General features: G+C 62.6%; 12 protein-coding genes and 1 pseudogene. 9 read left to right on the top strand and 4 right to left on the bottom strand.

The features are described 5' to 3' along the window. The first annotated feature begins 262 nt into the window (after positions 1–262). The 8 genes from ACP7DD_RS23390 (at position 263) to ACP7DD_RS23355 (ending at position 8,613) form a co-directional block, all read left to right on the top strand. A complete protein-coding gene (locus ACP7DD_RS23390) occupies positions 263–871 on the top strand; it encodes a TetR/AcrR family transcriptional regulator (RefSeq protein WP_426177371.1) in 609 nt (202 codons plus the stop codon). Then, positions 868–2,019, top strand: coding sequence for an efflux RND transporter periplasmic adaptor subunit (locus ACP7DD_RS23385; RefSeq protein WP_426177369.1), 1,152 nt, complete (start codon positions 868–870; stop codon positions 2,017–2,019). The genes ACP7DD_RS23390 and ACP7DD_RS23385 overlap by 4 nt, the downstream gene beginning before the upstream one ends. Beyond that, positions 2,016–3,221 carry an ABC transporter permease gene (locus tag ACP7DD_RS23380; protein ID WP_426177367.1) on the top strand — a complete coding sequence of 402 codons (1,206 nt, stop codon included), beginning with the start codon at positions 2,016–2,018 and terminating at the stop codon, positions 3,219–3,221. Before ACP7DD_RS23385 ends, ACP7DD_RS23380 begins: the two co-directional genes overlap by 4 nt. Before the next feature lies 1 nt (position 3,222). After that, positions 3,223–3,933 carry an ABC transporter ATP-binding protein gene (locus tag ACP7DD_RS23375; RefSeq protein ID WP_369094244.1) on the top strand — a complete coding sequence of 237 codons (711 nt, stop codon included), beginning with the start codon at positions 3,223–3,225 and terminating at the stop codon, positions 3,931–3,933. A 29-nt stretch (positions 3,934–3,962) separates the two neighbouring features. Further along, on the top strand, positions 3,963–4,421 hold the full coding sequence (locus ACP7DD_RS23370) for a cytochrome c (RefSeq protein WP_369094243.1): 459 nt from the start codon (positions 3,963–3,965) through the stop codon (positions 4,419–4,421). Beyond that, a complete protein-coding gene (locus ACP7DD_RS23365) occupies positions 4,408–5,895 on the top strand; it encodes an efflux transporter outer membrane subunit (RefSeq protein WP_426177364.1) in 1,488 nt (495 codons plus the stop codon). Before ACP7DD_RS23370 ends, ACP7DD_RS23365 begins: the two co-directional genes overlap by 14 nt. A gap of 132 nt (positions 5,896–6,027) precedes the next feature. Next, positions 6,028–6,594, top strand: a complete 567-nt coding sequence (locus tag ACP7DD_RS23360; protein ID WP_369094241.1) for a recombinase family protein — start codon at positions 6,028–6,030, stop codon at positions 6,592–6,594. A gap of 87 nt (positions 6,595–6,681) precedes the next feature. Continuing rightward, complete coding sequence (locus ACP7DD_RS23355) at positions 6,682–8,613, top strand: TonB-dependent receptor (RefSeq protein WP_426177362.1); 1,932 nt, start codon at positions 6,682–6,684, stop codon at positions 8,611–8,613. A 174-nt stretch (positions 8,614–8,787) separates the two neighbouring features. On the opposite strand, the pseudogene ACP7DD_RS23350 reads toward ACP7DD_RS23355, so the two are convergent. Then, a pseudogene (locus ACP7DD_RS23350) lies at positions 8,788–8,931 on the bottom strand (DNA-binding protein); the annotation flags it as partial. A 401-nt stretch (positions 8,932–9,332) separates the two neighbouring features. On the opposite strand from ACP7DD_RS23350, the gene ACP7DD_RS23345 reads away from it, so the two are divergent. Beyond that, a complete protein-coding gene (locus ACP7DD_RS23345; protein ID WP_426177360.1) occupies positions 9,333–10,469 on the top strand; it encodes a transporter in 1,137 nt (378 codons plus the stop codon). 27 nt (positions 10,470–10,496) lie between these two features. Here the strand turns inward: ACP7DD_RS23345 and ACP7DD_RS23340 are convergent, their stop codons facing one another. The 3 genes from ACP7DD_RS23340 to ACP7DD_RS23330 form a co-directional block, all read right to left on the bottom strand. Next, positions 10,497–11,291, bottom strand: a complete 795-nt coding sequence (locus tag ACP7DD_RS23340) for a thymidylate synthase (RefSeq protein WP_426177359.1) — start codon at positions 11,289–11,291, stop codon at positions 10,497–10,499. A 33-nt stretch (positions 11,292–11,324) separates the two neighbouring features. Then, positions 11,325–12,410, bottom strand: coding sequence for a threonine aldolase family protein (locus tag ACP7DD_RS23335; protein ID WP_426177357.1), 1,086 nt, complete (start codon positions 12,408–12,410; stop codon positions 11,325–11,327). Positions 12,411–12,525: 115 nt separating this feature from the next. Beyond that, positions 12,526–14,379, bottom strand: a complete 1,854-nt coding sequence (locus tag ACP7DD_RS23330; protein ID WP_426177355.1) for an ABC transporter transmembrane domain-containing protein — start codon at positions 14,377–14,379, stop codon at positions 12,526–12,528. Positions 14,380–14,388: the final 9 nt, after the last annotated feature.

Raw genomic sequence — 14,388 nt, 5'->3', positions numbered from 1 at the left:
GGGGTAGAATTCATATCGGGCAAGGTGGTGTTCGTGTTGTAAATTGTGTTTCTCGATAACTCACATTTTATCAATCACTTACGGCATTCTTGCCCTTTTTTATGCAAAATTCAGGCTAGCTGGGGACGTCTCAGAAAGCGGAAATAGTGCACGTTAAGCTCATTGCAGACCCTGGATATTGACGAGTGCGTCGGGTTTTCCCTTGCATGAGTTACTTCTTGTGGTAAGCTAGTAATCAATTACTACCTTATTAGGAGTGCTCGTGAACATCCATCCAAAGCATCTGCCGGCCGATGAACGTCGTGCCGTAACTGTCGAGTCCGTCGTGGCACTTGCCGGTTCACAAAACCCAAGCGAAATAACCACTGCGGCTATCGCTAAACACATGAACTTGACCCAGGGTGCGCTGTTTCGGCACTTCCCGAACAAGGAAGCCATTTGGCAGGCGGTCATGGAGTGGGTAGCAGAGCGCCTATTAGCCAGAATCGATCGATCCGCACAAGGAATCGAGTCGCCCTTGGCAGCCATGGAGGCGATGTTCATGAGTCATATCGAATTCGTTGCTGAGCACCCAGGCGTGCCAAGAATGATGTTTGGTGAGCTTCAGCGTGCCGAATCGACACCGGCCAAGCGCATGGTGCAAACCTTGATTCGGCGATACGGCGAACGTTTGCATCTTCTCATCGAGAAAGGCAAGGCCAGCGGCGAGCTGTCTCCCTCGCTTGACAACGAGGCGGCGGCAACGCTGTTCATTGGCACGATCCAGGGCTTGGTCATGCAGTCGCTGTTGGCCGGTGATGTGGGACGTATGCACCAGGATGCGCCGCGCATCTTTGCAATTTATCGGCGTGGCATAAGGAGTGCACAATGAAAAAGTTACCCTTGCAAGGCCGCACTTTGGCGCTGCTTGCAGTCATCATTCCTTTGCTGGTGCTTTTTATTTATGTCGGCCTACGATCAGGGCCGCTTGCCCCGGTCGCTGTGACGGTGGCAAGCGTGGAATCACGGGCTATCACACCGGCGCTGTTCGGCATCGGCACGGTGGAGGCACGCTACACCTACAAGATCGGGCCGACGTTTGCCGGGCGCGTCAAACGCCTGGAGGTGCATGTAGGCGACCAGGTCAAGGCCGGACAGGTGCTCGGCGAGATGGAGCCGGTCGACCTCGATGATCGGGTGCGCTCACAGGAGTCGGCATTCAAGCGTGCGGAAGCGGCTTTGCGCGAGGCAGAAGCCCGGCAAGCCTACGCGCAAACGCAGGCGCGCCGATACGAACAATTGTTTGCGGTGCGCTCGACCAGCGAGGAAATCGTCACCACCAAGCGGCAGGAACTGCAGATCGCCGATGCCGCCTTATCTGCCGCTCGCGAAGACATTGTCCGGGCACGCTCCGACCGCGAAGGACTCGTCGCGCAGCGGAGCAATCTGCGCCTGATTGCGCCGGTCGATGGTGTAGTCACCGAGCGCGATGCCGATCCCGGCACGACCATAGTCGCAGGCCAGGCCGCAGTGGAGGTAATCGACTCCAAGAGTTTGTGGATCAATGTACGCTTCGATCAGAGCAGCGCATCGGGACTTGCTGCAGGTCTGCCCGCGCGCATCGCGCTGCGTTCACGCAGCGGACAAGTATTGAATGGCCGCGTGCTGCGGATGGAACCCAAGGCCGATGCGGTGACCGAGGAGACGCGGGCCAAGGTGATCTTTGATAACCACCCTGTCCCCTTGCCGCCAGTGGGTGAACTGGCCGAAGTCACGCTCGACATGCCGGCGCTCTCCGTCGCTCTGGTGATACCAAACGCCGCCGTACAGCGTGAAGGCGACAAAATCGGCGTATGGCAAATTGTGAATGGCGATCTGCACTTCACGCCTGTCAGGCTCGGCGCTTCCGACCTTGATGGCCGTGTGCAGGTACGTGACGGACTCAAGAACGGCGACCAGTTCGTGGTTTATAGCGAAAAGGCGCTCACTTTGCGCAGCCGAGTCAAGGTGGTCGCGCACATCCCCGGAGTATCACGATGATCAGCCTGGCTGGCCGTGACATTCTCCATTCCTGGGGAAAATTTGTATTCACGGGCATCGGTCTGGGACTGCTGATCGGCGTCACCCTGGTCATGGCCGGGGTGTATCGGGGCATGGTGGATGATGGCAAGGCGCTGCTCGACAACAGTGGCGCAGACCTTTGGGTTGTGCAAAAGGACACGCTTGGCCCTTATGCGGAGCCGTCCAGCCTTAACGATGACGTGTATCGCACCCTCCGTGCCATACCCGGAGTTGCCCAGGCAGCGAACGTGACCTACCTGACTATGCAGGTAAGTAAGGGAGAGAGCGATGTACGTACATTGGTGGTCGGCATCGCGCCCGGCAAGTTGGGGGCTACGCCCGGATGGCCTCCGTATCTCGTCGCAGGACGCCAGATCACGCGAGGACACTATGAGGCGGTAGCCGATATCGCCGGCGGCTTCGAGTTGGGGGATCGTCTTGTCATTCGCCGCAATCAGTACACCGTCGTGGGGCTGACACGGCGCATGGTGTCATCCAGTGGCGACCCGATGGTATTCATTCCGCTCAAGGATGCTCAGGGAGCTCAGTTCCTCAAGGATAACGACGCCATTTTACAAAGCCGGCGTCGCTCCGCAGCCAACCCGGCCTTCGATCGACCCGCCGTTCCAGATTTGCTCGATGCCGTCATTGCTTCACAGAGTACCAATGCGTTCGTCAATGCAGTATTGGTTACGCTGAAACCAGGTCACGCGCCAGACGAAGTGGCTCAATCCATCCGCCGCTGGAATCGTTTGACGGTCCATACCCGAGCACAGATAGAAGCCATCCTCGTCGGCAAGCTGATCGCCACCTCGTCCAAGCAAATCGGCATGTTCCTGGTGATTTTGGCCATCGTTAGCGCGGCTATCGTTGCCTTCATCATCTATTCCCTGACGATGGACAAAATCCGCGAGATCGCTGTGTTGAAGCTCATCGGCACACGCAACCGAACCATCGCCGCGATGATCATGCAGCAGGCGATCGCTCTGGGCGTGATCGGTTTTGTGGTGGGTAAAATCACAGCCACTTTCTCAGCGCCCTTGTTTCCCAAGTACGTGCTGCTGATCCCGTTCGACTCGATCGTCGGCTTCTTCGCCGTGCTTGTGATCTGCGTCCTAGCCAGCATCGTCGCCATTCGAATGGCACTCAAGGTCGATCCGGCCGAAGCGATTGGAGGGTGAGATGAGTGGAAAAGGCATTCGAATCGAGGGTTTGAGAAAACGTTATGGCGAGGGAGACACCGCAGTCGATGCTTTGAAGGGTGTGGATATGCATGTGGCACCTGGCGAGGTGGTGGGCCTGATTGGCCCTTCGGGCTCGGGCAAGAGCACGCTGCTCAAATGCTTGGGCGCGGTGATTGATCCGAGCGCCGGTCGCATGACACTTGGTGACGAGATCATTTACGACAATGGTTGGAAAGTACGCGACCTACGCGCTCTGAGACGGGACAAGATTGGTTTCGTATTCCAGGCACCGTACCTTATTCCGTTTCTCGATGTCACCGACAACGTGGCGCTGCTGCCGATGCTCGCAGGCGTCGCAAATGGGGAGTCGCGCGCGAAGGCATTGGAACTGCTCACGGCGCTTGATGTGCAACACCGGGCGCGCGCCATGCCCTCGCAACTCTCCGGTGGCGAACAGCAACGAGTCGCCATTGCGCGAGGCTTGGTCAATCGCCCTCCGGTGATCCTGGCCGATGAGCCCACAGCTCCCCTCGACAGTGAGCGTGCCATGGCCGTGATCCGCATTCTCAACGACATGGCCCGAAAGTTCGAGACCGCCATCATCGTCGTCACCCATGACGAAAAGATCATCCCCACTTTCAAGCGCATCTACCACATCCGCGACGGCGTGACCCATGAGGAAGCCGGCGAAGGGCGCCAGTTCGAATGACACAACCGCTTCAATCACAGGAGAATTTCATGACCAACAGCAAATCAGCTATCACCCTCACCGTTGCAGCTTGCCTGTTCTCAGGGGCTTTCTCGGGGCCTGCCCAGGCTGGCGACGCCACCGGGGCGCAGCCGCTGGCGCTGCGCAAGATCATGCAGGAACTCGGGACCAACATGCAGGCCACCACCGGTGCGATTTCGCGGGAGGATTGGGCCCAGGTAGTTCAGCTCGCCCCAAGGATTGCGGCACACCCGGCGCCACCGCTGACCGAAAAAATGCGCATCTTTGCTTATCTCGGCGCTGACGCGGGCAGGTTCAAAAGCTTCGATGCGCAGACCCACGAGGCGGCGCTTGCCATGAAACAGGCTGCTGCGCGCAGCGACGGCAAGGCGGTGATCCAGTCCTTCGCGCGCGTGCAGGAAAGCTGCATGGGCTGCCACCAAGCTTTCCGTAAGCCTTTCGTGGAGCATTTTTATGGAGCACGTTAAAACATGCCCGCGCCTCATCAGCCTCGAAGGACGGCTTGCGGCAACTTTCTTGGTAGCTGGTCTGATCACCGTCAGTCTGGCCGGCTGCGCCGCCGGCCCTGATTTTCAGCGTCCCACCGTACCCGACGTGGCTCGCTACACAGCAACACCGGTGGCTGATAGAACTGCGGTCGCTCCCACCCAGTTCGGCGAAACACAACGTCTAGTCGAAGCGCTTCCGATCGGAACGCAATGGTGGCAAAGCTTGGGTTCATCCGCACTCGACGGACTGATCAACGAAGCTTTCCATGTCAGCCCGACGCTGGCGAGCATCAGCGCCAATTTGCGACAGGCCCAGGAGCTTCTTGCCGCACAGGCGGGCTCGACGCAATATCCACAGGTCGATGTCGCACTGGGTTCTCAGCGCCAGCAAATGAGTCCCAGTAGCCAAGGGTTGAGCGGAGACGCACGTCAATTCAGCCTCTACAACGCCAGCGTTGGCGTGCATTACAAGCTCGATCTGGCTGGCGGCAATCGACGCGCACTCGAAGCCCTGGCTGCTCGCGCCGACTACCGTCGCTTCGAACTGAATGCGGCGCGCCTGACTCTTGCCGGCAACATGGCAACCGCTGCCATTACCCGAGCACGCCTCGCCGCGCAACTCGAAGCCACTACTGCCATTTTGCGCGGGCAGGATGAGCAACTGCGCCTAGCCCATGAACGCGTGCGTATCGGTCAGGCCTCACCTGATGAAGCGTTAAGCCTACAAGCTCAGGCGGAGCAAACACGGGCAGAACTGCCTGCGCTGCGTAAGCAACTACAACAAACCGAACATCTACTGGCGGTGCTAGCCGGTCGCGCCCCTGGCAAGGGTGGCATCCCGGCCTTCACTCTGGCCGATTTCACTCTGCCCGCCGAGATACCGCTCATCGTGCCCTCAGAACTGGTGCGCCGCCGACCGGATATCCAGGCGTCAGAGGCGCTGTTGCACGTGGCCAATGCAGACTATGGTGTGGCAGTCGCCAAGCTCTACCCACAAATCAACCTGAGCGCCAACCTTGGCTCTCAAGCGCTGACCACCGGTGCCCTGTTCGGTGGTGGCTCGGCAGTGTGGGGCCTGGTTGCGCAGCTCACCCAGCCTCTTTTTAATCGAGGACTACCCGCTGAGAAAAGAGCGGCGCTCGCCGCTTTTGATGCCGCCGCAGCCAATTACCAGAGCGTCGTATTGGAGTCTTTGCGTAACGTCGCCGACACCCTGCGCGCGGTGGAAAGCGATGCACAAACTTTGACTGCCCTCGCTGCCGCTGATACGGCTGCACAGGCCTCCTTCCAGTCGGTCGAGCGGCAATACCGGCTGGGCGCGGCCAGCTACCTGCAACTGCTCATCGCGCAGCAACAGGAACAGTCAATCCGGGTCAAGATAGTTGCGGCCCAGGCACAACGCCTAGTCGATAATGTTGCTTTGTATCAGGCCATGGGAGGTGGTGTCAGTTAAGGCTATACCCTAACCTGATGTCAGACGCCCCCAACGCAAGCCGTCACGATAGGGTTAGTATCGCAATTACTTGACATATGCCTTGAACGGTCATAGAGTCTTTCCTGACACATCTTGTTAAGGAGGCACGTTTTGCGAGGTCAGCGCATCGGTTATGTCCGGGTCAGCAGTTTCGACCAGAATCCAGAGCGTCAGCTCGATCAAGTCCAGGTGGACAAGCTGTTCACCGACAAAGCATCGGGCAAAGACACACAGCGGCCGCAGCTCGACGCGTTGCTGTCGTTCGCCCGCGAAGGCGACACGGTAGTCGTGCACAGCATGGACCGTCTAGCGCGCAACTTGGACGATCTGCGCCGGCTGGTACAGACGTTGACCAAGCGCGGGATACGAATCGAATTCGTCAAAGAGTGCTTGAGCTTCACCGGCGAAGACTCGCCAATGGCCAACCTGCTGCTGTCGGTCATGGGGGCGTTCGCGGAGTTCGAGCGGGCCTTGATCGGCGAACGGCAGCGCGAAGGGATCGCATTGGCCAAGCAGCGAGGTGCCTACCGAGGTCGCAAGAAAGCGCTCTTGGACAACCAGGTTGTCGAGCTGCGCCGCCGCGCTGGTGCCGGCGAGCAGAAATCAACGCTTGCGCGTGAATTTGGCATCAGTCGGGAGACCCTGTATCAATACTTGAAGGTGCCGCCAACCCCTTAACCCGGTTTTCCGTTCCACTGCACCTCAAACCCCTATAACAAGCCGAATGCCACCAGCGCCACCCGAATCGACACGCCCCTGCGCGACGTGCCCCAGACCGTCGATGTCATCCCGGCCCAGCTGATGCGGGACCAGGCCGCCCAGTCATTGGAAAGCGTATTGCGCTTCGTTCCGGGCGTCGGCCTGTCACACGGCGATGGCCAGCGCGACCAGGTTACGCTGCGCGGCTTCTCGGCCATTTCCGACCAGTACATTGACGGCTTGCGCGACGATGCGCTGTATTTCCGCGACCTTTCGAATATCGAGCAGGTGGAAGTGGTTAAGGGGCCGGCATCGGTACTGTACGGACGCGGATCCTCCGGTGGCTTAATCAATCGCATCACCAAAAAGCCCGGCATCAACAAAAGCGAAATTACGGCCCAGGTGGGAAGCTGGCGCCAGCGGCGCGCCGAGGCCGACCTGGCACGCGTCTATGCAGACGCCGGCCTCGCTTTCCGTGTTACCGGCGCGGTCGAACGCGCCGATAGCTACCGCGATCCACAATTTCTAGACCGTAAGGCTTTCGCCCCCTCGTTGCAGGCACGTCTCGGCGCAAATACCCGCTTGCTGCTGCAGGCTGAGTACCTCAATGATCGACGGGTTACCGATTTCGGCGTTCCGTCGTACAAAGGCCGTCCGGTCGACGCTGCTCCCGGCGCTTACTATGGCGCAGCGAACGCTGCCAATGTCGACACGTCCGAAGCCACCGTCAAGGCCATCGGATTCACATTGCAACACAAGTTTGGCGATACGCTGCGCCTGCGCAACGCGCTCCGGCGTTACGACTACACGCTGGCCCGCTTCAACACCCTGGTCGGCGCAGTCAACGAAAGCGCCATGACGGCGTCGTTGAGCCGCACGCAATTGCGGCGCGCGGAAAACGGTTGGTTCAACCAGACGGAACTGGCAAATACGCTCACGATGGGCGGCATTGAACATCAGATCCTGTACGGGGTCGAGTTGGGACAGCAGAACAAGGATCAGGTCAACCGGACCAAAACTGGCGTCGCCACGGTGGCCTTGTTTAACCCGGTGCTGCCGGTACTGGCGCGCGATGTCCTCGCGGCGCCGGCCACTGACAATCTTGGGACCATGAAAACAGCCAGCGCGTACGTGCAGGACCTGATCACGCTGTCCCCTCAGTGGAAGGCCCTGGCTGGCCTGCGCTATGACCGCTTCAATCAGCAGACAATCGAACGTCGCGCCGGCCAAACCAACCTTGACCGCACTGATCACGCCAAGAGCCCGCGTGTCGGTGTGGTGTATCAGCCAAGCGCTGCTCAATCGTGGTACACCTCCTTCAGCAAGTCGTTCCAGCCGTCGGGTGAAGCCTTCCCGCTGGCCGCCAACAATGCGCAGATCGCTCCCGAGGAAACGACTAACCGCGAAGTGGGCGGCAAATTCGATTTGCTAGACGGCGAACTGACCGCTGGCGCATCCTTGTTCCGCCTGGAGCGGACCAACATCAAGGCGACCGACCCGGCCACCAATCGCCTCGTGCCGATTGGTACCCAGCGCACCGATGGGCTTGAACTGACTCTGACGGGGCAGCTGCCCGAAGGCTGGCAGATCTGGTCGGGCTATGCGTGGCTCGATGCCAGGGTGACTTCGTCGCCGGCCGTGGACAACAGCGACAACGTCATCAAGGGTGTCCGAGTGCAGGGAAAACGCGCAACGCTGACGCCGCGCCACAGTGCCAATGTCTGGCTAGTAAGGGACTTCGGCGCTGGCCTGCGTGCAGGTGCCGGCCTAACTTATGTAAGCGATCGCTTCGCCAATCCTGGCAATACGGTCGTGCTGCCGGGCTTCGCGACCGTCGATGCGATGATGGGTGGGCGTCTCGGTCAGTTCGACCTGCAACTGAACCTGCGCAATCTGTTCGACAAGCGATATGTCGTGTCGGGCCACGGTACGGCGCCAAATCTTAATCTGCCCGGGTCGCCCCGCTCGGCGCAGCTGACGGCGCGCTATGCGTTTTAAACCCTGATGCGCCTGGCTGGCGCGATTCACTAAGCCACGCCTTTGGTGGACGGCGGCTTGCGGAAAATGAAGCCAAGCCTTAGCAAACGACAATGTCGGGTGTGCCCAGGTCAACAGCAAATGTGTCGCGTGAATTGGGGGCGTTTGGATCTGCACGCTGAGCCTCACGCCCCCGCCCGTGCCCTGGTGCTGCGCCTTCCACTGCTTGAGCGGCGGTGCGATGGTGCTCTTGCTGCCGGTGCGGTCCAACGCCTCCCGCACGCTGTCGACCGTGGGGTTCTTGCCGGCTGCCGCCAGCTGGGCGGCGGCCGTGGCCACATGGGAGTAGAGGATGCCGACGCGCGCCACGTTCGTTCTTCAAATTTGATGACGTAATGCGTACCATGTGATTATCCTTGATAGTACATGTTGAAGTAACCGCCGGCGTACCGATTTTTGCGTGTTGATAATCAAGCCTATCGCCGGTCATGCCCGGCCGCGGCGTGCTATCCTGCCGTAAGCCGCATTACGAGCCCGACCGCGACCGACACCGCCATGACCACCCCTGAATCCGCTGACGACGGCGCCGAAATCCACGATGCGCATCAAGCGCCGGCGCTGCAGGCCGCCGGTACAGCCGTGGACGCCGCGCTCGCGGCCCAGCACCGCGCCGTCCTGGCAGCCGCCACGACCGACAACACGCGCCGGGCCTGCCGGTTCGCCGTGACGCGCTACCTGGCGTGGGGCGGCGTGTTGCCGGCCGCAAGCACGGCCGCCCAAAGAAGAAAGCCAAGGCGCTGCCGATCGAGGACCTGGAGCGGATCGCGGCGCGGCTGGCCAGCGCCGGCACGCTGAAGGCGGCGCGCGACAACGCGCTGATGCAGATCGGGTTTTTCGGGGTATTGCGGCGCAGCGAGCTGGGCGCCAACGAGGTCGGCCACGTCGGCGCGACTCCCGCGGGCATCGAGATCACGCCGCCGCGCTCGACGTGGTGCGCGTGTTTAACCTCGGCCCGCGGCGCCTGGCCGCCTGAAGCTGCAGCATCCACTTACCCGCAACCGAAAGACAGACCCATGATTACCTGCTTCCCCCAGAAACCCGCCTTGCGCGCCCGTCCGGCGTTTGCCGGTCTCATGATGCTTGCCTTGGCTGCGACCTGCCACGCCGGCGACGACCAGATCGCCACCGACCGTCCCGACTTTGTCGATTCGAGCGACGTGGTGGGCAAGGGCCGCTTCCAGGTCGAGACCAGTTTCGCACGCGAGCGTGATGGCAGCGGCGCGCAGCGGCTGCACACGACGTCGACGCCGACACTGCTGCGCGCCGGCGTCTCCGACACGCTCGAACTGCGCCTCGATAGCGGCGGTCGCGTGCATGCGTGGGCCGGTTCAGACCGTCACCGCGGCTATGCCGATGCGTCGATCGGCGTGAAGTGGCATGCGGCGGACGCCAAGGGTAACGCGCCATCGGTGGGATTTTTGCTGAACGCAGACCTGCCGAGCGGTTCACGGCAGTTCCGCGGCGAAGGCGTGCGGCCCTCGCTGCGCGCAGTCGGCGAATGGGAGCTGCCGGCCGATATGTTGCTCGGCGTGATGACGGGCCTGTCGTACGAGACCGCCGACGACGGCCGCCGCTACACCAACGGCATTTTGGGCGTCGTGGTGGGCAAGGAGCTGACGCCGCGCTGGCGCGCTTTCGTCGAAGTGGCGGCGCCGCAGATCGCCCACGCGCGCAATGGCGGCAGCCAGGTCAGCTTCGACACCGGCGTCGCTTACCTCGTCAACGACAACTGCCAGCTCGATTTTGCCGTCGCGCGTGGCCTGAGCAAGCGCGCGCCCGACCTGAGCTGGACGGTGGGCTTGTCGTTCAGGATGTAAGCAGGTCTTAACTTGGCGGTAATGGCGTCAGACCGCGACCGGCGCCTTGATGTGCGGGTGCGACTCGTAGCCGGCGATTTCGAAGTCGTCGAACTTGTAGTCGAACAGGGTATCGGGCTTGCGCCCGATGACGAGCCTGGGCAGCGCCAGCTCGGCGCGCGATAGCTGCAGCTCGACCTGCTCGAGGTGGTTCGAATACAGGTGGCAGTCGCCGCCGGTCCAGATGAAGTCACCCACCTCGAGGCCGGCCTGCTGCGCCATCATGTGCGTCAGCAGGGCGTAGGAGGCGATATTGAACGGCACGCCGAGGAAGATGTCGGCGCTGCGCTGGTACAGCTGGCACGACAGCTTGCCGTCGGCGACGTAAAACTGGAACAGCGCGTGGCAAGGCGGCAGTTTCATCTTCGGCACGTCCGCCACGTTCCAGGCCGAGACGATCATGCGGCGCGAATCCGGGTTGTACTTGATCTGGTCAAGCACCTGCGAGACCTGGTCGATATGCGTGCCGTCCGGCGCCGGCCAGCTGCGCCACTGGTAGCCGTAGACCGGCCCCAGCTCGCCGTCGGCGTCGGCCCAGTCGTCCCAGATCGAGACGCCGTTTTCTTCGAGGTAGCCGATGTTGGTCGAGCCCTGCAGGAACCAGATCAGCTCATGGATGATCGATTTGAGGTGCAGCTTCTTGGTGGTCACCAGCGGAAAACCGTCCTGCAGGTTGAAGCGCATCTGGTAGCCGAACACCGAGACGGTGCCGGTGCCGGTGCGGTCGGTCTTGACGGTGCCGTTGTCGCGCACGTGGCGCATGAAATCGAGGTATTGGCGCATGAGGCTCTCACGGAAAATAGTGGGGTGATTGTACTATGCGGCGAGCGCCGACGAGAACAGCGTCAGCGCCTCGCGCACCGCGCCATCCGCCATGTCCAACAGATTGTCGCCAACGTAGATCTCAACGACGCTGCTGTCCGGCAGCGCGGCGTGACTGGCGCGGCTGAACAGCCAGATGCCGTGCTGCGAGGCGAGGTGGTTGCGGATTCCCAGCGCGCGCTCGCGCGACACCGGCAGGTGCAGATGCAGCATGTTGGCATGCGGCGCCGCCGGGTTGGGCTTGACCAGCGGGTGCGCGCGCAGTTCGCAATACAGCCACTCGGTGCGGGCGAAATAGGACGGCATGGCGGCCAGGCGCTGGTCGAACTGCATCGCGGCCGAGACCACATAAGGCGACCGGTGGAGGACGTTGCCGCCTTCGCGCCTGAACCACTCGGCCGCGCGGGCAACAAACGTGGCGCTGCCGGCGAGCAGGGCGCCACCCAGTCCACCGATCCCTTTGTACAGCGATACGTAGGCTGAATCGAAGCCGGCAGCCACCTCGCGCGGCGTGCGCTTGAATCCGGCCGCCGCTTCCCACAGCCGGGCGCCGTCCATGTGCAGGTGGGCGCCGCGCTGGCGGCAGTGCGCCTTGATCGCCTCGAGCTCGGCCCAGGACGGGTTCTGGCCGCCGATCTCGCGCATCGGCACTTCCATCGCCACCGCGCCAAGCCGGTCGGGGATGGCGGCCAGGTCGTCGGCCGTCCAAGGGCGGTGACGGTCGCCCGCCTGCAGCGCATCGAAGTGGCCGAGCAGCTGGTAGTTCGATTTCTCGTAAACGAGGATGTGGGAGGTCGGGTGCAGCGCGACGAGCCGGCTGGCGCGCGCGTCGCAGGCGAGCCGCAGCGCGGTCACTTGCGCCATCGTGCCGCTGATGCAGAACACCGCCGACTCGAAGCCGAGCAGCGCGGCGATCTTCTGTTCGAACTGCTGGAGCAGGGCGCCGCTGCCGTAGACGTCGTGGGCGACGCCGTGTTCCTCGCACCAGGCGGCCATTGCGGCAAACATCTGGGCCGGCGTGCGCGTCTTGTGGCCGGGGAAGACGGTGTGGCAGGAGGCGAGCAGTTCAGCGTCGGTCAAGGCAAACTCCGGTGGACGGGGGCTACAACTGTACACCGGTTTGACGTGCCGGCAAAGACTCAGCGCAGCGAGCGCCGTTGACATCGGCGTCGCATTAATGCAACGCGTGTCGAGGTCAGTGCGCCACGTGGACGTGGTGAAACTGCAGCGCGGCGAGGTTGGCGTAGATGCCGCCGAGCGCGACGAGCGAGGCGTGGGTGCCGGTTTCGACGATGCGGCCGTCTTCCATGACGAGGATGCGGTCGGCGCGCTGCACGGTGGCCAGGCGGTGGGCGATGATGACGGTGGTGCGGCCGACCATCGCCGCTTCGAGCGCGCTTTGCACCAGGCGCTCGGATTCGGCGTCGAGCGCGCTGGTGGCCTCGTCGAGCAGCAGCAGCGGCGGGTTTTTCAGCAGCGCGCGGGCAATCGCGATGCGCTGGCGCTGTCCGCCCGACAGGCGCACGCCGCGCTCGCCGAGGAACGACTTGTAACCTTGCGGCAGGCGCTCGATGAATTCGTGGGCGGCGGCCATCTTTGCCGCGGCGATGACTTCGGCGTCGCTGGCGCCGGCGCGGCCGTAGCGGATGTTTTCCATCGCGTCGGCCGAGAAGATGACGGTGTCTTGCGGCACGATGCCGATGGCGTCGCGCAGCGTGTGCAGTTCGAGCCGGCGGATGTCGACGCCATCGAGCGTGATTGAGCCGGACTGCGGGTCGTAAAAGCGCAGGAACAGCTGGAACAGCGTGGTCTTGCCGGCGCCCGACGGGCCGACCACGGCCACCGTTTCGCCGGGCGCGATCGTCAGGGACAGGTGCGCAAGGGCGGCGCTGTCGGGCCGCGACGGATAGCTGAACGTGACGTCATGGAGCGCCAGCGCGGCGCCGTTGGCGGCGCGCGCCGGCAGCGCCAGCGCTTGCGCCGGCTCCTGGATGGTCGACTTGGCCGACAGCAGTTCGAGCAGGCGCTCGGTGGCGCCGGCGGCGCGCTGCGCTTCGCCCATCACCTCCGACAGCGCGCCGATCGAGCCGGCCACGATCGAGGCGTACAGGATGAACTGGCCGAGGTCGCCGCCGGTCATGGTCCCGGCCAGCACCGCGTGGGCGCCGAGCCACAGCACGAACACGATGGTGCCGAACACCATGACGATGGCGAACATGGTCAGCATCGCGCGCGAGCGGATGCGCTTCATCGCCGTCTGGAAGGCGTTTTCGACCGAGGCGCCAAAGCGCGCCGACTCGATTTTTTCGTGGGTGAAGGCCTGCACCGTCGGCATCGCGTTGAGGATCTCGCCGGCCATCGCGGAAGCGTCGGCGATGCGGTCCTGCGAGTCGCGCGAGAGCTTGCGCACGCGCCGGCCAAACAGCACGATCGGCACCACCACCAGCACCAGCAGGCCCAGGATGATCGAGGACAGCTTGACGCTGGTGACGAACAGCATGACCAGGCCGCCGAGGAACAGCAGCATGTTGCGCAAGGCCATCGAGATGCTGGTACCGACGACGGCCTGGATCAGGGTGGTGTCGGTGGTGATGCGCGACAGGACTTCGCCGGTCTGGGTGGTTTCGAAAAACTCGGGGCTCTGGTTGACGACGTGGCGGTACACGGCGCTGCGGATGTCGGCGGTGACGCGTTCGCCGAGCCAGGAGACGATGTAGAAGCGGGCGGCGGTGGCCAACGCCAGCACCGTGGCGACGCCGAACAGCGCGAGGAAGGTGGCGTCGACGTTGCGGATGCTGGTGGCGCCGGCGGAGGCGCCGAAACCCAAGTCGATCATCTGCTTGAACGCGTACGGAATGGCCAGCGTGGAGGCGGCCGCCATGACGAGCGCGACACCGGCCATCACGAACTGGCGGCGGTAAGGACGAAGAAACGGGAACAGGCCCTTGAAGGCGGCGAGGCTGCCCTTGCGGTCCGAATCGGGTACTTTGGCGCTGGCGGTGTCGCCGGTTGTGCTGCCGGTGCTGCTGCTGGTGGAGCTGTTGGTCATTGTCAGTGC

The organism is Massilia sp. TWR1-2-2 (assembly GCF_049897565.1).
Classification (GTDB): Bacteria; Pseudomonadota; Gammaproteobacteria; order Burkholderiales; family Burkholderiaceae_D; genus JAFCUW01.
Note: the sequence above shows the minus strand (reverse complement) of the source record. Positions and strands in the feature narration are given on the sequence as shown.